The sequence below is a fragment of the Micrococcus sp. 140720015-1 genome, assembly GCF_053627595.1.
Genome location: NZ_JBSEYC010000002.1, coordinates 185,379 through 205,738 on the forward strand (window position 1 = coordinate 185,379; position 20,360 = coordinate 205,738).

General features: G+C 74.0%; 14 protein-coding genes. 4 read left to right on the top strand and 10 right to left on the bottom strand.

Annotated elements, in window-relative coordinates; translation table 11 throughout:
* Positions 1–29 precede the first annotated feature (29 nt).
* From ACUXPL_RS04155 to ACUXPL_RS04170, 4 genes are read left to right on the top strand one after another with little or no spacing between them, the layout of a single operon-like run.
* Entirely contained in the window at positions 30–917 is an 888-nt protein-coding gene (locus ACUXPL_RS04155) for an ABC transporter permease (protein ID WP_180537342.1), read from the top strand.
* Entirely contained in the window at positions 914–1,789 is an 876-nt protein-coding gene (locus tag ACUXPL_RS04160; protein WP_454182102.1) for an ABC transporter ATP-binding protein, read from the top strand. Before ACUXPL_RS04155 ends, ACUXPL_RS04160 begins: the two co-directional genes overlap by 4 nt.
* Positions 1,786–3,582 (top strand): hypothetical protein, encoded by a 1,797-nt coding sequence (locus tag ACUXPL_RS04165; RefSeq protein ID WP_454182103.1) that lies wholly within the window; start codon positions 1,786–1,788, stop codon positions 3,580–3,582. Before ACUXPL_RS04160 ends, ACUXPL_RS04165 begins: the two co-directional genes overlap by 4 nt.
* A gap of 20 nt (positions 3,583–3,602) precedes the next feature.
* On the top strand, positions 3,603–6,188 hold the full coding sequence (locus ACUXPL_RS04170; RefSeq protein WP_454182105.1) for a glycosyltransferase family 4 protein: 2,586 nt from the start codon (positions 3,603–3,605) through the stop codon (positions 6,186–6,188).
* A 55-nt stretch (positions 6,189–6,243) separates the two neighbouring features.
* Here ACUXPL_RS04170 and ACUXPL_RS04175 read toward each other — a convergent pair whose 3' ends face one another.
* From ACUXPL_RS04175 to ACUXPL_RS04220, 10 genes are all read right to left on the bottom strand, one after another.
* Positions 6,244–8,214, bottom strand: a complete 1,971-nt coding sequence (locus ACUXPL_RS04175; protein WP_454182107.1) for a hypothetical protein — start codon at positions 8,212–8,214, stop codon at positions 6,244–6,246.
* 155 nt (positions 8,215–8,369) lie between these two features.
* Positions 8,370–9,845, bottom strand: coding sequence for a glycosyltransferase family 4 protein (locus tag ACUXPL_RS04180; protein ID WP_454182109.1), 1,476 nt, complete (start codon positions 9,843–9,845; stop codon positions 8,370–8,372).
* 152 nt (positions 9,846–9,997) lie between these two features.
* Positions 9,998–10,984 (bottom strand): Gfo/Idh/MocA family oxidoreductase, encoded by a 987-nt coding sequence (locus tag ACUXPL_RS04185; RefSeq protein ID WP_454182111.1) that lies wholly within the window; start codon positions 10,982–10,984, stop codon positions 9,998–10,000.
* Positions 10,981–12,084: a DegT/DnrJ/EryC1/StrS family aminotransferase gene (locus ACUXPL_RS04190; RefSeq protein WP_454182113.1), complete on the bottom strand. Its 1,104-nt coding sequence runs from the start codon at positions 12,082–12,084 to the stop codon at positions 10,981–10,983. Before ACUXPL_RS04190 ends, ACUXPL_RS04185 begins: the two co-directional genes overlap by 4 nt.
* Positions 12,077–12,700: an acyltransferase gene (locus tag ACUXPL_RS04195; RefSeq protein ID WP_454182115.1), complete on the bottom strand. Its 624-nt coding sequence runs from the start codon at positions 12,698–12,700 to the stop codon at positions 12,077–12,079. Before ACUXPL_RS04195 ends, ACUXPL_RS04190 begins: the two co-directional genes overlap by 8 nt.
* The gene (locus ACUXPL_RS04200; RefSeq protein ID WP_454182117.1) at positions 12,697–14,007 is read right to left on the bottom strand and encodes a nucleotide sugar dehydrogenase; all 1,311 of its coding nucleotides are present in this window, start codon (positions 14,005–14,007) and stop codon (positions 12,697–12,699) included. The genes ACUXPL_RS04195 and ACUXPL_RS04200 overlap by 4 nt, the downstream gene beginning before the upstream one ends.
* A 112-nt stretch (positions 14,008–14,119) precedes the next feature.
* Complete coding sequence (locus ACUXPL_RS04205; protein ID WP_454182119.1) at positions 14,120–15,925, bottom strand: glycosyltransferase family 4 protein; 1,806 nt, start codon at positions 15,923–15,925, stop codon at positions 14,120–14,122.
* Between the two features lie 49 nt (positions 15,926–15,974).
* Positions 15,975–17,231 (bottom strand): UDP-N-acetyl-D-mannosamine dehydrogenase, encoded by a 1,257-nt coding sequence (gene wecC, locus ACUXPL_RS04210; RefSeq protein WP_454182121.1) that lies wholly within the window; start codon positions 17,229–17,231, stop codon positions 15,975–15,977.
* Positions 17,232–17,328: 97 nt separating this feature from the next.
* Positions 17,329–19,524 carry a glycosyltransferase gene (locus ACUXPL_RS04215; protein WP_454182123.1) on the bottom strand — a complete coding sequence of 732 codons (2,196 nt, stop codon included), beginning with the start codon at positions 19,522–19,524 and terminating at the stop codon, positions 17,329–17,331.
* On the bottom strand, positions 19,521–20,291 hold the full coding sequence (locus ACUXPL_RS04220; RefSeq protein WP_454182125.1) for a hypothetical protein: 771 nt from the start codon (positions 20,289–20,291) through the stop codon (positions 19,521–19,523). Before ACUXPL_RS04220 ends, ACUXPL_RS04215 begins: the two co-directional genes overlap by 4 nt.
* Between the last annotated feature and the right edge of the window lie 69 nt (positions 20,292–20,360).

Consider the following 20,360-nt stretch of genomic DNA (forward strand, 5'->3'; position numbering starts at 1 on the left):
CCGCCTGCATGAAGAGAGGCCGCGACGGCATGGCAGACACCGGCGACCCCCGCGTCCCGAGCGGCACCGCGGTCCTGACCGTGGACGGAGCCAGCCTGCGCCGAGTGGGCGCCCGCCCGGGCCTGGCGCGCTACCTGGCCTCCCTCTGGGAGTACCGCTCGTTCATCCTGTTCGACTCCCGCTCCCGGATCGCCGGGGCGAACTCCGTCAACGCGCTCGGCCGCGTCTGGATGGTCCTCAACCCGATCCTCGACGGCGCGGCGTACTTCCTCGTGTTCGGGCTGCTGCTCGGCACCGGCCGCGGCGTGCCGAACTTCCTCGGCTACCTGATCATCGGCGTGTTCCTGTTCCGCTACACCTCGAGCGCGATCACGGCGGGGTCGCGTTCGATCTCGACCAACCTCTCCATCGTGCGCGCCTTCCGCTTCCCGCGGGCCACCCTGCCGATCGCGACGAACATCCGAGAGCTGATGCTCTTCGGCCCGACGCTGGTGGTGATGCTGGTGCTGGTCCTGGCCATCCCGCCGATGGAGCAGATCACGTGGCGCTGGCTGCTGCTGATCCCCCTGCTGGCGCTGCAGACGCTGTTCAACGTCGGCGCCTCGCTCCTGCTGGCCCGCTACGTGGCCCGCTGGTCCGACCTGTCCAACCTCATCGCGTTCGGCACCCGGATCTGGCTCTACATCTCCGCCGTGTTCTTCAGCGCCGACCGCTTCGCGAACATCCCGCCGCTGATGACCGCCATGCATCTGAACCCCCTGTACTGCGTCCTGGACATCGCGCGTCAGTCCCTGCTGTACGCCTCCGACGCCGACCCGATGCGGTGGATCGTCCTCGCGGCGTGGACGGCGGCCCTGCTCGTGGTGGGGACCATGGTGTTCTGGCGCGCCGAGGAGACCTACGGGGAGGAACGATGAGCGCGGAGCCACTGACCCCCTCCGTCGTCGTCGACGAGGCGTCCATGACCTACCGCGTCCTCTCGGCCGACGCGGTCCAGCCCCACCGGGGCCTGCGGGGCCGGGTCCGCGCCGCCCGGGGCGTGCGCACCACGGAGGTCCAGGCGCTGCAGCCGCTGTCGTTCGTGGTGGGGCGCGGCGAGTCCGTGGGCGTGATCGGCACGAACGGGTCCGGCAAGTCCACCCTGATGAAGCTCATCACCGGCCAGATGCGCCCGACCACCGGCCACATCTACGCGACCTCCACGCCCGTGATGCTGGGCGTCAACGCCGCGCTCGTGCGCCAGGTCTCCGGCGAGGACAACATCCGTCTGGGCTGCCTGGCGATGGGGATGTCCCGCGCGGAGGCGGAGGCCAAGCGGGACGCCGTCGTCGCCCTGTCCGGCCTCGACGACCACGCGCTCCAGCTGCCGCTCAAGGCGTACTCCTCGGGCATGGCCGCCCGCCTGCAGTTCGCGATCGCCACCTCGGTGGACCCGGACATCCTCGTGATCGACGAGGCGCTCAACACGGGCGACGCCCAGTTCCGGGAGCGCACGCGCCAGCGGCTCGACGAGCTGCGCGAGCAGGCCGGCTGCGTGTTCCTGGTCAGCCACTCCCTCAGCACCATCCAGGAGATGTGCCAGCGCGTGATCTGGATCGAGCGCGGCGTCCTCACGATGGACGGCAGCCCTCGCGCCGTGACGCGCGGCTACAACCTCTACGCCCGGGCCATGGCCCAGGGGCGGACCGAGGAGGCCCAGGAGATCCTCAAGCGCAAGCGGTCGGAGCTCGTGCGGGAGCGCATCGCGTGGACCGGCGGCGAGCGGCCCACCGGGATCACCGCGCTGTGAACACGACCGGGGTCCGGCTGCGTCGCTGGGCGAGCCGGGCCCGCATCGTGGGCGAGCGCGCGGCCGCCACGGCCGGCGACGCCGGCGCCTCGGCCCTCCGCGCGGCGCGCGGCGCCCGGGGCGCGGCCACCCTCCCGGAGCGCACCTGGCGTGCGGCGGACGTGCACGTGCCGGACGCGGCGACCGCGCTCCCGCTCCCGGCGGCGGCGGCGCTGCGCCGCGCCCTGACGGGTGCGCGCGTCCCCTCCCTCGACGCGTTCTCCCCCCTCGGGCCCCGGCCGGCCGATGCGCCGGCCGTCCTGCTCCTGCCGGTGGCCGGGCCGGCGGCAGGCGGGTGGTCCGTCGAGGCGGCCGCCGAGCTGACCGCCCGGCGCTGCGCGGACCTGGAGAAGCCCGCCGGCGCGCCCGGCCTGCACACGGTCCTGGTGACTGACCCCGCTTCCCGCAGGGCTCTGACCGCCGCCCTGCACACTGCCGGAGCCCGCCTCCCCGGGGTGCTCGTCGTCGTGTGCCCGGACCCGGCGACGGCGGCCGGCCGGGCGCGGGTCCTGGCCGTGCTGGGGCTCGTCGACGCGGTCCTCGCCCCGGAGGGGACCCGGCTGGACCCCCCGCTCGCCCGCGTGGCCGCACGCGCGGGCCGCGCCGTGATCGGACCGGACCGGGCAGCCGAGACGTGGGAGCGCCTGGCCGCCGCCGGCCGGGCGGCGCGCCTGGACTCGCTCACGCCCGCCGAGGCCGCCGGCCCACCCGCCGCATCTGCGCCCCGGGTGCGGGTGACCGCGGAGCCGCGCCGCGTCGTCGTCGCCGGCCACGACCTGAAGTTCGCGGGCGCGCTGATGGACCGGCTGCGCGCCGACGGGCACGAGGTGCGCGTGGACGCCTGGCGCGGCCATGCCCGCCACGACGTCGAGCGCAGCCGCGCCCTGGCCGCGTGGGCGGACGTGGTGCACTGCGAATGGAGCCTCGGCAATCTCGCCTGGTACTCCCGGCACCTGGACTCTCCGCACCGCACCACGCGGTTGACCAGCAGGCTCCACCTGCAGGAGGCGGGCACCGCGTTCCCGTCCCGGGTGCGTCAGGACGCCCTGGACGAGTGGGTGTTCGTGGCCGAGCACGTGCGCGCCCAGGTGCTGCGGGACACCCGCTTCCCGGCGTCGCGGACCTCGGTGGTGCCGAACGCGGTGGCCGTGCCGCCCACGCTCCCGGACGGCGACGACGAGCGGCGCTTCGTGCTCGGGCTGGTCGGCGTGCTGCCCGAGCGGAAGGGGCTGCACCGCGCCCTCGACCTGCTGGCCGCGCTCCGCCGCACCGAGCCCCGCCACACGCTCCGGATCCGCGGCCACCACCCGGAGGAGGTCGGCTGGATGGCGCAGCGCCCCGCCGCGGCGGCCTACTACCGGGCGCAGCTGCGCCGCATCGAGACCGACCCGATGCTCGCCGGAGCCGTGGCCTGGGACCCCCACGGGCCGGACATGCCCGCGTGGTACGCCCAGGTGGGCGTCGCGCTCTCCGTCTCGGACTTCGAGTCGTTCCACTTCACGCTGCCCGACGGCGCCGCGCACGGCTGCCTGCCGGCCGCACTCGCGTGGGCGGGCGCCGACCTGCTCTACCCCGCTGCGTGGCTGAGCCCGGACGTGGCCACCATGGCCGACGGCCTTCGCCGTGCCACGGCCGACGCGCGGGCCTGGCGGTCCGCCGTGGCCCAGACCCGGCGAGACGTGGCACACACCTATGCTGAGGAGGACGTCGTGCCTGCCCTGGTCCGTCGGATCCTGGGAGGCACCGCCACCTGACCTCGCCGAGAAGGAGTCCCATGCCCGTCGCCACGCCCGCCCCCCGCCGACCCCGGATGGCGATGCTGGTGGGGAACCAGGTCATCGGAGACTCGCGCGTGGAGAAGGCCGCGGTCTCTGCGGTGCGCGCCGGCTACGAGGTCGTCGTGGTGGGCGTCTCCCACCGCACCACGTTCAACCTCGGCCGGTACGGGTCCGTGCCCATCCTGCGTGTGCCCGTGACGTTCCGGCGGCACCTGGCCTGGCAGACCCTGCACGGGACCGCCCGGCCGGACGCGACGGACTGGTCCGCCGTGCTGGACCCCGAGGAGGCCGCGGCGATGACCGCCTGGGACCTCGCCCACGAGACCGGGGCGGGCCTGCCCCAGGCCGTGGTGCGCGGGCTGTCGCCCCACGCCCTGCCTGACGGGGCCCGCGGCCGACTCGGCCGTGCCGCCCGTCGCCTGGACCGCCTCGGCCCGGCGCGGGGCCGCCGGGGCCCGGCAGCAACGCGGGGTCGGCGCGCACTGAAGAACTTCGCCGCCGGGCGGACCGGCGCCTGGCGCGAAGTCTGGCCCCTGATCGCGGACTACGAGGACGGCTTCCTGCGTGCCCTGATCGACCTCGCGCCCGACATCATCCACGTGCACGACCGCCATCCCCTGCCCGCTGCGGCCGCCTACGACCGCTACCGCGCTGCGCTCGGTCTGCCGCCGGTCCCGTGGGTCTACGACGCCCACGAGTGGTTGCCCGGCCAGATGATGCCCGGGCCCGTGGACCAGCGCATCGCGTGGAAGGCGGCCGAAGCCGAGCTGATCCACGAGGCCGACGCCGTCGTCGCCGTCACGGACGCACTGGCCGACCGGATGCGCGAGTACCACGCCCTGCCGGAACGACCCGTGACGGTGATCAACGGGCCGTGGGGCACGCAGGTCCCGATGGACCCGGCCGAGCGCCTGCCCCTGCGCACCGAGCTGGGCCTGTCCGACGACGTCCCCCTGCTCGTCTACGTCGGCAAGCTGGCCGAGGTCCGCGGCGTGGGCACGCTGGTGGACGCCCTGCCGCTGCTGCCCGGCGTCCACGTCGCGTATGTGGGCTCCCCCGACCCCGGCGCCCGGCAGGCCCTGCGCGACCGGGCTGCCCAGCTCGACGTCGCCGACCGGATGCACATCGTTGACTACGTGCCCTCGGCCTCGGTGACGTGGTACGTCTCCTCCGCCACCGCGGGCGTGAGCCCGCTGCTCCCCACCCCGGCCCACGAGAGCGCCGTCGCCACCAAGCTGCGTGAATGCCTGCTGGCGGGTCTGCCGCTGATCGTGTCCGACCTGCGAGAGCAGGCCCGTTTCGTCCGGGAGCAGGGAGTGGGGATCGTGTTCGCCCCCGGGGACGCGGCGGACTTCGCCCGGGCGGTGCGCGACCTCCTGGCACGCCGGGCCGAGCTGACCGCCGCCGCGCGCTCCCCGGAGATCACCGCCCGCCACGGATGGGAGGCCGCCGAGCGGGCGTTGCACGGCCTCTGGCGGCGTCTCGTGCCCACGCCCGCCGCGCCGCCGCCCGTGGAGATCGCCCCGGACCCCGCCCGCGATCCCCGGGCCCGCGGACTCCTGGTCGTGGGCGACCCGCCCACGGTCCGACCCCTCCTGGACGCCTGGCCCGTCGACGCCGGCCCCGCGACGCAGCGGCCGCCCCGGGAGGTCCCCGAGGGCCGCGGCCTCGCCGTGGGCGGCCCCGAGGCGGTCTGGGGCGTCCTGCAGGACTGGGTCACGGACGACCGTGCCCACGGCACGGTCCTCAGCGGGGGCGAGGGGCCGCTGTGGGGCCGGGCCGAGCAGTCCCCCGTCCATGAACTGCTCTCCCTCCGGGCTCGCGGACGCCAGGTCGCCCTCGTTGCCGGCGAGCGGATCCTGGCCGGCATCGACCGGCGGCTGACGGCCGTCCCCGGCCACCCCTGGGGAGGACTGGACCCGGACGCGCGGGCGGCGCTGGACCGCCGCATCCGGCGTCAGGGCCGCCCGTTCCAGGCCGCCCTGGCCGCCGGAGTCCCCGTGCTCTCCCACCGGCGCGTGGAGGCGCTGCTGACGCCGGGTGTGCTGTGGCTGCCGGCACCGATCCCGACGCCGACGGACCGGGGACCCGGCCCTGACGGCGCGTCCGCACCCCGCAGCGTGCTCGTCCTGCCCGGGGACCGCACCTCGGCCGAGTCGGCGGCGGTAGACGAGCTGGTCGCGGAACTCACCGCAGGCGGGATCCCGGTCGAGGCCCCGTCGGGTCCCCGGTTCCGCCGCCGACCCGCCGCGTTCCACGGCGACGTCGTCGTGGCCCCGCTGCACACGGGGGAACTGGAGGTCGCGGCCCTGCAGGCCCTGGCCGCGGGCAGCGCTGTGGTCGCCGGGCCGCCGGTGACTCCCGCGCCGGACGAGTGCGCCCCGCCGGTGACCGAGACCGACGACGCCACGCTCCTCGCCGCGGTGTTGAGCCTGCTGGAGGAGACGTCGGCGGCCGCACGGGAACGGCGGGAGCGGGCCCGCGCGTACCATGCGCGGCTGCACGCGCCCGAAGCCGTGCTGGTGCGGCTGCAGGCCCTGCTCAGCCCTGCGGAGACGAGGGACGAGCCCGCCGCGGTGTGATCCGTGGCGGGCCTCTCCCGGGTCCCCGGCCGGGCGCCCCCGGTGGGGCCGGGACTCAGTCCTCGGCCGATGCCCGGGCGGTGGCCACCCGGGCGGCCCAGGACTGCGTGCGCTGGGCCTCGGCCATGCCGGGCGCCCCGCCCCGCACGAGCGCGGCGATGCCGGCGCGGATCGCCTCCGAGGAGCGCGCGACGCCGAGCCCCACGCGGTTGCGCTCGAGGAAGTCCGCGATCCTCATGTCCGCGAAGCAGAGCACGGGGTAGCCGCGCTCGATCAGGGACATGGTCTTGTAGGGGAAGCTGAACCGGGCGTACTCGCCGCCCAGCAACACCACGCCCACCACGGTCCGTGTCGCGGGGACATACCACTCGAGCGGGACCGTGGTGATCCGCAGCCCGGGCCGGTTCGCCAGGCCGTGCTCGGCCAGCAGGTCCTCCAACACGGAACGCTCCCCCGCGCGCACGACGAAGTCGAGTCGCACCTGCGGGTCGAGCGTCCCGACGGCGGTGAGGTACTGGCCCAGACCGTAGATCCCGCCCACGCCTCCGGCGTACAGCAGGGTGACGCCCTCCTCGCCGATCGCCGGGGCGTCGGCGGGGACGGTGTTCGCCGGAGACGCGGCAGGCGGCAGCGGCAGCCAGTTCACGGGGTCGCGGCCGTGACGGGCCAGCAGGGCGTCGAAGCCCGCCCCGGACTCCGCGGACGGAGCCGCCAGCCGGTCCGCGGCCGCCGCCATCGCGTCGAACTCGGCGAGCCCACGCTCCTGGACGTCGCGCCGCGCGTCGGCATCCTCGAGGTACCCGTCGATCTCGTCCAGCCAGTGCAGGTCACGCACGAACCAGACGCTCGTGCCGCCGGCGGCCGAGAAGCGGGCCATGACGTCCGCGAGGGCGGCGGTCACCCGGCCGACCGGGATCGGCGACGTCGAGTTCTCGCCGTAGAGGAGTCCGAGGGGACGGCCGGCGGCGAGCGCCTCGTCCAGAACCCGGAGCCGCCGATCGAAGACGCCCGGGACGGAGGAGAGCCGCAGCGCCGCCGCAGGCTCGGAGAGGGCGTCGTTCATGTTGCGCACCCGCTGGGGACGGGCCCCGTCGGTGCGGTCCTCCAGCGGCGAGGTGGAGAAGAACACGTCCAGCGGGCCGTCGTGCCGGAGCACGGCGAGGTCCTCGAACGTCCGGTCCACGCGACCGGTCATCGCGGCGCGGTAGGCGGCGAGCAGGTCGGGGGTGCCGGCGTCGACGGCGTCGAGGGCGGAGTGAGGCTCGGGCCCCCCGTGCAGGGCCGCGGCGAGCTCCGTGACGAGGCGCAGCCCGCGCCCCGTCCGCACGCCCGGATGGCCCGCGGCCCACGCGCCCGAGCCGATGGTGTCCTCCACCACCAGCCGTTCCGCGAAGCCGGTGCCGACGAGGAGTTCGCCGACGGCCGCGTGGTCGCGCGACGAGCCCACGAGGACCACGTGCGTGGCGCCGCCGAGCCGGGTCGCCGCCACCGCGTCGAACGCGCGTCCTGCGGCGAGGTCGCGGGTGCGGTAGAGGGCGGAGGCGGAGAGGCTGCGGAGCGAGGCGCCCGGCACCGTGTCCACCGCGGTCTGGAGCGCCTCCATCTGCGCGGCGAGGCGATCGGCGTCGACGTGTTCCGGATGGAGGACGACGACGCTCGGCGTCTCGAATTCCTCGGCCAGCGGAGGCAACAACTCGGGCGGCAGGGCTCGACGTGGATGGCGGAGGTGGGCGCTCCACGACCCCTTCGACAGGGCCTTGTCAAACTCCCATTCGTCCTCGAGGAACAAACGGTCCACGGCCCTCGTGACGGCTGCGAAATCCTCTTCAGAGTGGCGGCGGGCCGCCGAGAAGTCCAGGTCGCCCCGCCAGAGCAGGGGGACGAACTCGGCTTCGAGGTATCGTCCTGCAAACCCGCACGCCCGCAGGCCGGACGCGAGGATCAGGTCGTATGCACCGCGCTCAAGGACCTGGCGCATCACCCGCGCGACCTGGTTGCTGGAGTCCCGCAGGGGCCACTGGGCCATCCAGCGGAACAGAGGCGCGGGCCGCCCTGAGCCGGTGAATCGGAGCCAGGAGGGCCCTTGAACGTCGATGACGTCCATGGTGGACCCGTTCCGCCTTGCGTCATCGGCGAGCCGCGCTTCGGCGACCCCGAAACCGGCCGTGATCATCAGATACCTCACGACGAAGCCTCGCTCCCCCCGGACTCGGGCAGGAGTCCCATCAGCGCCATTTCACGCATCACGGTGTGCGTGGGTGACGTGGCCGCTGCGACCCTCTGTGCGCCCGCACGTGCCAGGCGGAGGAAGAGTTCGGGCGACTCGAACACCCGGATCATCCCGGCCACCAGGCCTTCAACGTCCTCCGGAGGAGCTACAACGGCGCAACTGGAGTCTACGAATTCGGGGACGGCACACGCCGCGTTGGTAACGGCGACCAGGCCAGACGACATCGCTTCGTCTCGGGACACGCCCTGCGAGTCCCATCGTGTGGGCACGAGGAACATGCCGTATTCCCGGTGAAGTCGAGCAATCTCTGCTTGAGAGGCGAATCGTCGCTCAACAACCACGTTCTCATCTTCGGCGAAGGTCTCCTCGAATGCGCCGAAGTACTTCCCGTCGCCGATGATCCGGATGTCCAGCTGCGGCCACCATTCGGTCTCCCTCAAGCGCACAAGTGCTGCGACGGCGAGATCCGAAGCGTAGTTCAGGTTCGCAGCAGACCGGACCCACAGCAACCGGAATCGCTGTGCGGGGTCTTTCTCATGGAAGCGGAAAAGCTCGGTGTCGATAACATTGTGCACCACCGCAACTCGCTGCTCAGGGAATACCATTTCCAGGTCATCCTGGGCTCCTCGACGCCACCAGCGGGAGACGAACACGAACTTCTCGGGTCCCGCCGGGTCATCCAGAACCTCGCGCCAGAATCGCTGTCGAGTGAGGCTGTCCTTAATGCCATTGACCAACGGCTCAGGTGACCGGTAGTTCCGAATTGTGCGGATCCATCTACGTGATTCGAAGCCATGCATGAAGGAGAAGAGTCTGTGCCCTCGCATCGCCTCACGCACTTGACGCCAGATATACGGCTGGAGAAAGTGCGTTGAGACCGATGTGTACGCGGTTGTCTCGAGGAGTCGACGGGCCTCGGCGCCCCTGCCCACGAGAACCGGTACGCCGTCATACACATACGAGCTGGGTTCCTCGGACGCGTTGACCACTGCCACATGCACTCGGACACCGGCCTCGATGTAGTACTTGACCCGGCGGTGAACGAATCCGTTCCCGTACTCTGCCCCCACCTTCGGGTATTGATTCAGAATGACGAGGTGGCTCACATCACCTTCGGCCACTGAGAGATCCTCGACGAGGTCCAAGTACTCGGCGATGCGGTCTTCGGCGTTGCTCGCGTCCTCTTCCTCATACCCCGTCGGTTCAAGGGGCGGGAGCGGCTCGGCGTAGAGAGCCTGCTTGAGGTGGGCGAGCTCCAGCTGAAGGAAGGTGGCGATCTCACGTTCGGAGTATGTCGATCCAGCGTCTGACCAGTGCAGGTATCCACCGTAACCTCCCGGAGGTCGACGACGCGGTGTCGCCTTCTGAGGTGGCGACTCGTCGCCATCACGTCGGCGGGATCGAGTCTGCCCCGCTATCCGCCGCATGCTGTCCTTCCCCGGCGTCCACTCAGGCAGCGCGGTGAACCCGTCACGGAGCAACCGACGGCCAGGCCCCGGCAGTCCGTCGGCACGCCGGATGAGAGAGCGGACGGCGTGTCCACGTGCCTGGCGCCACCACCGGCTTCCGCTAGGGGGCATCACAGGGCCACCCTCTCGCCCGTGCGGGCCGACGCGATCATCGCCTCGGCCACGCGCAGCGTGTCGAGCCCCTCCGCCATGGACACGTGCTCCCGCCGGACGCCGAGGATCGCGTCGCGGAACGCCTCGTGCTCGGTGTGCAGCGGCTCGGGCTTCTCGATCGCCAGGCGGGTGACGTCCCCCTCGGAGACGCCGCGGAACGCGGACAGCGCTTCCCACCGGGTGCGGACCGACCCGTTGGCCTGGAATGTCAGGTCCGCGTGCACGGTGTCCGCCACGAACGCGCCGAGCTCGCCGGTGACGACGGTCTGGCGGATCTTCACCGGGGAGAGCCAGTTCACCACGTGGCTCGTGATGACCCCGCACTCGAGGCGGCCGCTGGCGACCACCATGTCCTCGTGCTCGCGGCCGGAGTTGGTCATGGTCTCCGCGGCCACGCGCGTGAACGGGCTGTCCGCCAGCCACGCGGTCAGATCGATGTCGTGCGTGCCGAGGTCCTTGACGACCCCGACGTCGGCGATGCGGGCAGGGAAGCCGCCCTGGCGCACGGTCGTGACCTGCAGGACCCGGCCCAGCTCGCCGGCCTGGATCCGGCGGCGCATCTCCTGGAGGGCGGGGTTGAAGCGCTCGATGTGGCCCACGGCGCCGACGAGGCCGGCCTCGTCGAAGGCGCGGACCAGGCGGGTGCCGGCCTCGGTGCTGTGCGCGATGGGCTTCTCGACCATCACGTGCACGCCGGCCTCGGCCAGGGCCATGCCGACCTCCTCGTGCAGGCCGGTCGGGACCGCGCACATGACGGCGTCCACGCCGTGGTCGATGAGCCCCTGGACCGAGTCGTAGAGGGGCAGGTCCCCCGCCACGCCGTGCGGATCACCCATCGCGTCGGCGACGGCGACCAGCTCGGTGCCCTCGATGGAGCGCATCACGCGGGCGTGGTGGCGGCCCATCATGCCCAGGCCGATCAGTCCGGTGCGCAGCACGCTCATGCGGCGGCCTCCGCCACCGCGGTGTTGACGGCCTCGACGACGCGCGTGACGTCCGCGTCCGTCAGGGACGGGTGGACCGGGATGGAGAACACGGTGGACGCGGCCACGCGGGTGTTCGGCAGGTCCGCCTCGACGCCGAAGGAGGGCAGCTCGTTGGTGGGCACCGGGTAGTAGACACCCGTGCCGACCCCGAACTCGTCCTTCAGACGGGCGAGCACGTCCGCCCGCTTCCCGGCCAGCTCCTCGGGCAGGCGGACCGTGTACTGGTGGTACACATGCTCGGCGCCCTCGAGCACCGTCGGCACGGTGACCCCGCGCAGCTCGGCGTCGAAGCGGGCGGCGATCTCCTGCCGGCGCCGGGTCCACGCGCCGACCTTGGTCAGCTGTACCCGGCCGATGGCCGCGTGGATGTCCGTCATGCGGTTGTTGAAGCCCACGAGCTCATTGCGGTACTGGACCTCCATGCCCTGGTTGCGCAGCAGGCGCAGGCGACGGGCGACGTCCTCCTCCCCCACGGAGACCATGCCGCCCTCGCCCGAGGTCATGTTCTTGGTCGGGTAGAGGCTGAACATGCCCCACGCCCCGAAGGTGCCCACGGGGCGCCCCTTCCAGCGGGCGCCGTGCGCCTGCGCCGCGTCCTCGAACAGCTGGAGGCCGTGCTCGCGGCAGATCGCCTCGAGCTCGTCCATGCGGGCCGGGTGGCCGTACAGGTGCACCGGCATGACGGCGGCGGTCCGCTCCGTCACCTTGGCGCGCACGTCCTGGGGGTCGAGGGTGTACGTCTGCAGGTCCACGTCCGCGAAGACCGGGGTCGCACCCGTCAGGGCGACGGCGTTGCCGGTCGCCGCGAAGGTGAAGGCGGGCACGATGACCTCGTCGCCGGGGCCGATGCCCGCGGCCAGCAGGCCCAGGTGCAGGCCGGAGGTGCCGGAGTTGACGGCCACGCAGGCCCGGCCGTCCACCATCGCGGCACCGAACTCCTCCTCGAAGGCCGCGACCTCGGGGCCCTGCGCCACCATGCCGGAGCGCAGGACGCGGTCCACCGCCTCACGCTCCTCGTCGCCGATAAGCGGCTTCGCCGCCGGGATGAACTCAGCCATGGTTCTCCTCCTCCTGCGCGGGCCCGGCCGGTCGCAGCGCGCCGTCCCGCTCGATGAACGTCTCCCCGGTGTCCGGGCACACCCAGACGCCGTCCCTCTCCTCCAGCCGGCGGCCTGTGCGGCCGACCCAGCCGATGCGCTTCGCGGGCACTCCGGCCACGAGGCCGAAGTCCGGCACGTCGCGGGTGACCACCGAGCCGGCCGCCACCAGGGCCCACGCGCCGATGCGCACCGGCGCCACGCACACCGACCGCGCGCCGATCGCGGCGCCGTCGCCGATGTCCACGCCCACGGCGTCCCAGTCGTCCCCGGACTTCTGGGACAGGTCCGGGTTCACCGCGCGGGGGTAGGTGTCGTTGGTCAGGACGACGCCGGGTCCGATGAACACGCCGCGGCCCAGACGGGCCGGCTCGTAGACGAGGGCGAGGTTCTGGACCTTGCAGTCGTCGCCGAGCTCCACCCCGGTGCCGATGTAGGCCGCGCGACCGACGATGCAGCGTTCGCCGAGGCGGGCCTGCTCACGGACCTGCGCGAGGTGCCAGACCTTGGTGCCGGCGCCGAGGACGGCGTCCTCGGCCACGTCGGCCGAGGCGGCGGTGAAGACGTCCTCGCTCACCGGGTGGCCTCGGCGTCCTGCGGCAGGCCGATGACCCGACGGGTCACGCCCGCCCAGGCGTCGGCGTCGGTGACGTTGCGGCCGTCCACGAAGGTGCGCACGCCCGGCAGGTCGGCCGGGGTGAGGGCGCGGTACTCGGCGTGGTCCGTCTGCAGGATGGCGGCGTCGACCTCGGCGCCCGCGGTGTGCGGGGTGAAGCCCAGCGCGGTGAGCTCCTCGTCCGTGTACATCGGGTCGTCCACGGTGACCTCGGCGCCGCGGGTGCGCAGGGCGCCCACGGTGGCGAACACACCGGAGAACGCGGTCTCCTTCACGCCGCCGCGGTAGGCGGCGCCCAGCACGACGACGCGCTGACCGGCGAGGTCGCCGTGGGCCTGGGCGAGCAGGTCCACGGCGAAGTCCGGCATCGAGGCGTTCACGGCGCGCGCGGTGCGGACGATGTCCGCGGCCGGGTCGTTCCACAGGTACAGGCGCGGGTAGACCGGGATGCAGTGGCCGCCCACGGCGATGCCCGGGCGGTGGATGTGGCTGTACGGCTGCGAGTTGGAGGCCTCGATCACCTGGTAGATGTCGATGCCGTTCGTGCCGGCGTAGCGGGCGAACTCGTTCGCCAGGCCGATGTTGACGTCGCGGTAGGTGGTCTCCGCGAGCTTGGCCATCTCGGAGGCCTCCGCGGAGCCGAGGTCCCACACGCCGTTGGGACGGGACAGGTCAGGCCGCTCGTCGAAGTCCAGCACAACCTCGTAGAACTCGCGGGCGCGCTCGGCGCCGGCCGGGGTCAGGCCGCCGATCAGCTTGGGGTAGCGGCGCAGGTCCTCGAACACGCGGCCGGTGAGCACGCGCTCCGGGGAGAACACGAGGTGGAAGTCCTCCCCCTCGGTCAGGCCCGAGCCCTCCTCCAGCATCGGCTTCCACCGGGTGCGGGTGGTGCCCACGGGCAGCGTGGTCTCGTAGGAGACGAGGGTGCCCGGGGTCAGGTGCTTCGCCAGCTCGGTGGTGGCGCCGTCCATCCAGCCGAAGTCGGGGCGGGCCTCGTCGTCCACGAAGAGCGGCACGACGAGCACGACGGCGTCGGCCCCCGGGACGGCGTCGCCGTAGTCGGTGGTGGCGCGCAGGCGGCCGTCGGCCACCGCGGAGGAGAGCTTCTCCTGGAGGTGGGCCTCGCCCGGGAAGGGCTCGGTCCCCGCGTTGACGAGGTCCACGACGGCCGCGTTGACGTCCACGCCGACCACCTCGTGTCCCTTGCTCGCGAACTGCACGGCCAGCGGCAGGCCGATCTTGCCCAGGGCGACGACGGCGATCTTCATGCGGGTCCAGTCTTCCTTCCGTGCGCGGGCCCCACGCGACGAGCGTCGGGCGGGCGTCGAGGAGGCCTCCGGAACACGAGAGTGCGGGAGGCCCGGCGCCAGCGTCACTGTATCAGCGCGGGTGGACGCCGAGCCGGTCGTAGAGCGACCGATAGCGGCGCGCGTTGGCCTCCCAGGTGCGCGTCTGCAGGGCCCAGTCCCGGCCGGCCGCACCGAGGCGCGCCCGCTCGGCCGGGTCCTCCGCGAGCCGGTCGAGGGCGGTGGCCAGCGCGGCGGGATCCTCCGCGGGAACGAGCAGACCGGTCCGCCCGTCCTCGACGAGCTCGGCCAGGGCCGGCAGGTCCGAGGCGACGACGGGCCGACCGGTGGCCGAGGCCTCGACGGTCTTCATCGGCGTCACCGCGCGGGTGACGGGCAGGTCCCGGCGCGGGACCGTGAACACGTCCAGGGCAGCGTGGTGCAGGCGCGCATCCTCGCGGTCGACCCGCCCGGGGAAGGCGCACAGCTCAGCGATGCCGAGCTCCGCGGCCAGGGCCTGCAGCCCGGGCCGAGCGACGCCGTCGCCGGCGATGTGCACGCGCAGCCCGGGACGGTGCGGGGCCAGCCGTGCGGCGGCGCGCAGCAGGGTGTCCAGGCCCTCGTAGTCCACGAGGCTCGAGACGGTGCCCACCACGAAGGCGTCGGTCGGCAGGTCCCAGCCCAGCCGGGCGCGTGCCTCGTCCCGGTCCGCCGGCTCGGCGACGAAGGCCGGGCCCACGGCGTTGGGGCAGAGCACGACGGCGTCCTCGGCCACCCCGGCCGCGACCAGGCGGTCGCGCATGCCCGCCCCGAGCGTCACGACCCCGTCGGCGCGGCGGGCGGCCTCGGCCTCCCGCTCCTGGAAGAGCCGGTACCGTTCCGAGGCCAGGGCCTCGGGCCCGCGCACCGCCGCCCACGTGTCCGCGAGCTGCCCCCGGACCTCGTACACCCACGGGATCCCGAAGGCCCGCGCCACGGCCTCGACCGCGAGTGCGTTGACGAAGTGCGTGGTCGTGTGCAGCAGGGCGGGACGGTGTCGTCGCACGTGCGCGGCCAGCAGCTCGGCGTGCTGCTGGATGCGGGCGGCCTGGCCCTGGGCGAGCCGCACCGGCAGCAGCCGGGCGTAGCTGATCCCGTCCACGACATCCCGCTGTGCCGCCCAGGGCACGCCGATCTGCACGGGGTAGCCCGGCCGCGTGACGGCGGCGACCTCGAAGCCCTCGTCCCGCAGGGAGGTGAGGATCGCGTGGCTGCGCTGGGCGTACCCCGACCCGGTGTGGGGCAGGGAGTTGGTCAGCACGTGCAGCACCCGCCCCGGGACCGGGCGGTAGCCGGGCTCGGTCGGCACGGTCGGGGCGACGCCGCGGAACGCGTCCCGCTCCCCCGCCATGCGGCGGGCGAGATGACGGTTGCGGGGATGCCGCGCGGCGAGCGCGGCCGCGCCGCCCAGGTCGCCGCGGTGCGCCGCCAGGCGTGCGGCGGCGGCCGTCCACGCCGCGCCGCGATGTTCCTCCGGCACGCTGCCGAGCAGCGTCGCGGCGACGTCGGGCCGGCCCATGCCGAGGGCCGCGTCGGCCCGGTGGACCAGCCCGCGGCCGCTCCCCGCCCCCGGACGGGACGCGCGGACGGGCCGGCCGGCCTCGTCCACGCCGAGGGCGGCCAGGGCCGCCGCGCGCTCGCCCCGCATCTCGTGGCCGAGCGCGGGCACGACGCCGTTCCGGCCCAGGCGGGTGAGGACGCCGGCCGCCCCGCCCGCCACCGCAAGCGGAAGTCGACGGGAGACCTGCAGGGCCAGCAGCACCGGGTCGTCCGTCACGTGCTCGCGGACGGTCTGGGCGGTCAGGGCCAGGGACCGCAGCAGCGGGCGGCGGGACGACGCGGGGCGCTCGCGTGCGGTCATCGGTGCGGGCTCCTGTCGGCGGGGCGGGCGGGGCGCGGGCCGAGTCGGGTCAGAGGGACGGGCCGGTGCGCCACTGGCCGCGCGTGTCGATCACGCGCTTGTCGGCCACGCGGTCGCCGAGGTCGGCGAAGGCGGAGTGGTCCACCAGCAGCACCACGATGTCGGCGGCGTCCAGGGCCTCGTCGGCCGCGACCAGACGGACGTTGTCCTTGCCCTGCAGCGCGGCCGGCAGCTCCGTGACGTGCGGCTCGACCACGAGCACGTCGGACCCGGAGAACTGGCCCGCCAGCTCGGCCGCGATGTTCAGGGCCGGGGATTCACGCAGGTCGTCGATGTTCGGCTTGAAGGCCAGGCCCAGGGCGGCGACGACGGGCGCGCGGCCGGTGGCCTGCTGGACGTCGAAGGCAGCGGCCTTGACCTGGTCGATGACCCACTGGGGCTTGCCGTCGTTGATCTCCCGGGCCGCGCGGATCAGCCGGGCGGTCTGCGGGGCGGCGTCCACGATGAACCACGGGTCCACGGCGATGCAGTGGCCGCCCACGCCGGGGCCCGGCTGAAGGATGTTCACGCGGGGGTGGTGGTTGGCGAGCTCGATGAGCTCCCAGACGTCGATGCCCTGCTCGGCACAGATCACGGACAGCTCGTTGGCGAAGGCGATGTTGACGTCGCGGAAGGAGTTCTCCACGAGCTTGGCCATCTCCGCGGTGCGGGTGTCCGTCAGCAGGATCTCGCCCTCGCAGAACGTGCGGTAGAGGTCGCGGGCCCGCTCGGCCGCGCGCCGGGTCGAGCCGCCGACGATCCGGTCGTTGGTCACGAGCTCGACCATCACGCGGCCCGGGAGCACCCGCTCGGGGCAGTGGGCGAAGTCCAGTTCGGCCTCGCGCAGCTCAGGACGCTCGGCGAAGATCACCTCGGCCATGTGCTCGGTGGCGCCGGGGGGCGAGGTGGACTCGAGGATGACGAGCTCGTCGCCGGTCAGCTGCGGGGCCAGGCCGCGGGCGGCGGCCTCGATGTAGCCCAGGTCCGGGGAGTGTCCGTCCTTGAACGGGGTCGGCACGGCGACGATGTAGGCGTCCGCGGCCGGCGTCGTCTTCGAGGCGGTGAGCAGGCCCTTCTCGACGCCGCGCGTAACGAACCCGGCCAGGTCCGGCTCCACGAAGGGCACCGTGCCCGCATTCACGGCGTCCACGGTGCGGTCCGAGACGTCCACGCCGAGCACCGTCACGCCGTTCTCGGCGAGGATGGCGGCGGTGGGCAGTCCGATGTAGCCCAGGCCGATGACGGCGACGGTCTCGATCTTCTTCACGGGGTCTCCTCAATGGGGAATGGTTCACGGCGGCGGCCCCAGGCACCGGCGGGCGGGGGCGGACGCGTCCCACCCTACCGCCGTCGCCCGGCCTGCTTCAGTCCAGCCCCAGCGCCTCGCGCCACAGGCCGGCCACGACGCGCTCGTCGTACGCGCGCACCCGGTCCCGGGCCAGGGTCGAGAGCTCGTCCCACCGCGCGTCGTCGGCGACCGCCTCGAGCACCCGCCGCGCCGCGGCGTCGGTGTCGTCGAGCACGAACTCGTCGCCGAACACGCCCCTCGCGCCGGGCCGGTCCCAGACGAGTGGGACCGCGCCCGAGACCATGCCCTCGGCGGGCGCGAGGTGGAAGCTCTCGGTGGTGGACGGCGAGAGCACCCAGCCGATCTTCGTCAGCCACGAGCCCATGTCCGCCCCGAAGGGCTCGAAGGCGACGGCCTCGCGCAGCGGACCGGCGCCGAGGCGGGCGAACAGGTCGAGGTAGCCCTCGCGCTGGAGGGGCTTGCGCCACTCGTGCGGGTACTCCCACGGCATGCGGCCGCGCACGTGCAGGGTGAACCGTTCGTCATGGGCGCGCAGGATCTCCAACAGGTCCACGGCCCGGTCCAGGCGCTTGCGCAACGGCACCACGCCGACGAGGCCGAGCCGGAACCGGCGACCCGGCAGACCGGGACGGTCCAGGTCCGCCACGGACACGGCGTTGGGGATCACCGTGACCCGCGTGGGCTCGATGGGCAGGTGCTCGCGCACCAGGTCCCGGTAGAGATCGGAGACGGTCACGAGGCGGTCCACGGCCTCGGTCTCGAGCGCGGAGAGCCAGCCGCCGCGCAGCTCGAACATGTGCAGGCGGACCACGAGCCGCTGGCCGGGCCGCTTGTGGCGGGCGTACCAGACGGCGTTGGGGCCCGCCCACTCGCACACCACGACGTCGGCCCACTCGACGAGGCGGCGTGAGGCGGCCTCGTCGTGGCGGTGCAGGCCCTGCCAGTGGTCGATGCGCAGCTCGACGCCCGGGTCGTCCCGCAGCAGGTCGACGAGCTCGCCCGCGAACTTCAGGTCGTGGCCGGCCAGGACCACGCGGGTGCGTGACCCGCCGCGGGCGGGCCGTCGGTCGAGCAGACCGAGCCGGTCCATGACGCCTGTCAGGGCGCGTGCGCGCGCGGCCATGCGGTAGGGGGCGGCAGCCTCGACGACGCGCCGCGAGAGGGCCGGCAGGTCGTGGCGGGCGGCCGCGATGCGGGCGGCCACGTCCCGGGCCGAGTCCCTCACCCCGTCCACGAACAGGGGGTAGTCGGCCCCCAGCAGCTCCTCGTGCGCCACGGTCCGGTTCAGGAGCGGCGGCACTCCGACCGCGCAGCTCTCGAGCACCTTCGTGGAGATCTCGAGCGAGAGGTCCAGGGCGGGGGCACGCCAGCCCAGAGAGACGTCCGCGGCCGCGGTGCGGGCCATGGACTCCTCGCGGGAGAGCGCTCCGGTCCACTCGAAGTCGGGCCGGTCGGCCTCGAGACGGGAGCGCATCGCCGCGGCCCAGCCAGGCCGGTCCCGCTCGGGGTGGACCTTGTCCCCCACCATTGTGAGCGTGGCCGGGACGCCGGCCTCGTGGAGGGCGGTCAGCACGTCCGGCATGAGGTCGGTGCGCCAGTCGTGGGCGAACTTGCCCGTGTACACGAGACGCACCGGGCCGTCGGCGGGCGCCTCGGCGCGTTCGGCCGGAACGAGCCCGTCCGGCACCATCGGCGAGAGCAGCTCGGTGCGCCCGGCGGCGGCCGGGACCATCGCCTCGAGCACGGCGCGAGCCTGGGGCGTCTGGGCCAGCATCAGACGGCTCGCCGCGGCGATGCGGCCGAGCTCCTCGACGCGCCCGGCCGGGAAGCCGTCCTCCACGTAGCCGTACTCGGTCACGTAGGACCACAGCCGCCCCGGGAAGGCGCCGCGGTCGGCGAGCTCGAGGCAGGCGTGGATGCCGCGCACGAGCACCACGTCGTACCGGGACTCCTCGTCCCGGCGGGTCAGCACGTCCGCGGCGCGGGAGGGGGTCATTCCCCCCTGCCCGGCCGCCGGCTCGGCGGCGAGCACGCGCACCCCTGTCAGGGCGCGCAGCGGAGCGGTGAGCAGGTCCCGGCGTTCGACGGCCTTGAGCTGGACGTCCACGCTCGCACCCGTGCGGGCGAGGGTCTCGGCCAGGGAGGGCAGCCACGTGGCCGAGCCGTCGATGACGTTCAGGTCGACGTCGCCGTAGAGCAGGACGCGCACGTCGGCGGCGTCGGTCAGGCGGTCGGGGTGGTGCGTGTTCATGCGCTCTCCTCCGGGCAGGCGGCGAGGACGTCGGCGATCCCCTGGGGCGCGTCGCCCGGGTCCTCGGTGAAGTGCAACGGCGTCCGGCCCGCGCCGGCCTCGACGACGATGACGTCCTCGGCGTGCAGCAGGGCGAGGGCCCCGAGCCGGTGCCGGTGACGGCCCCGGGAGAGCACCCAGACGGTGACCCCGCGCGCGGCGGCCGCGCTCACGGCACCCCGTAGCTCGAGGTAGAGGGCCGCGCCGGCGGCGTCGAGGGCCCCGGCCCACGGCCCGTCCATGCCGTCCACGTCCACGACGACGGCCTCCACGCGTTCGGCCACCGCGCCCGCGGTGCCCGGCACGAGCGGCACGACGCGGTGCCCGGCGGCCGCGAGGGCCGCGCGCACGTCCGGGGCGGCGACGACGCCGACGGCCCGCCCGCCCCGCTCGGTGCGGGACGTGTCGGCCAGGCCCAGGGCCCGCTCGAGACGGGCCGCGGCCTCCGGATCGGCGCCGACGGCGGCCGCACCGCGGCCGGTGAGGGAGGCGCTGCCGGGGCGGGTGCGGGCCGGCCCGCCCGCCAGGCCCAGGGCGTCGGCCGGCCGGGCGTGCGCCGGACGGTCGCCCCAGCGGATGCCGAACACGCCGCGGACCTCCTCGGCCACCTGCGGCGGCAGCCTGCGCAGCAGCGCGCCGCCGGTGCGGCGCACCCGACGGCGCTGTTCGGGCGGCAGCAGGCGAGCGCCCGCGCGCGCGACCCGACGGATGGACTTCCCAGCTGGCATCAGAACTGTTCCTCGGTGTCCCGGTGGAGTGCACCCGGCCGGGTGCGGCGGCGTCAACCCTAGCAAGGG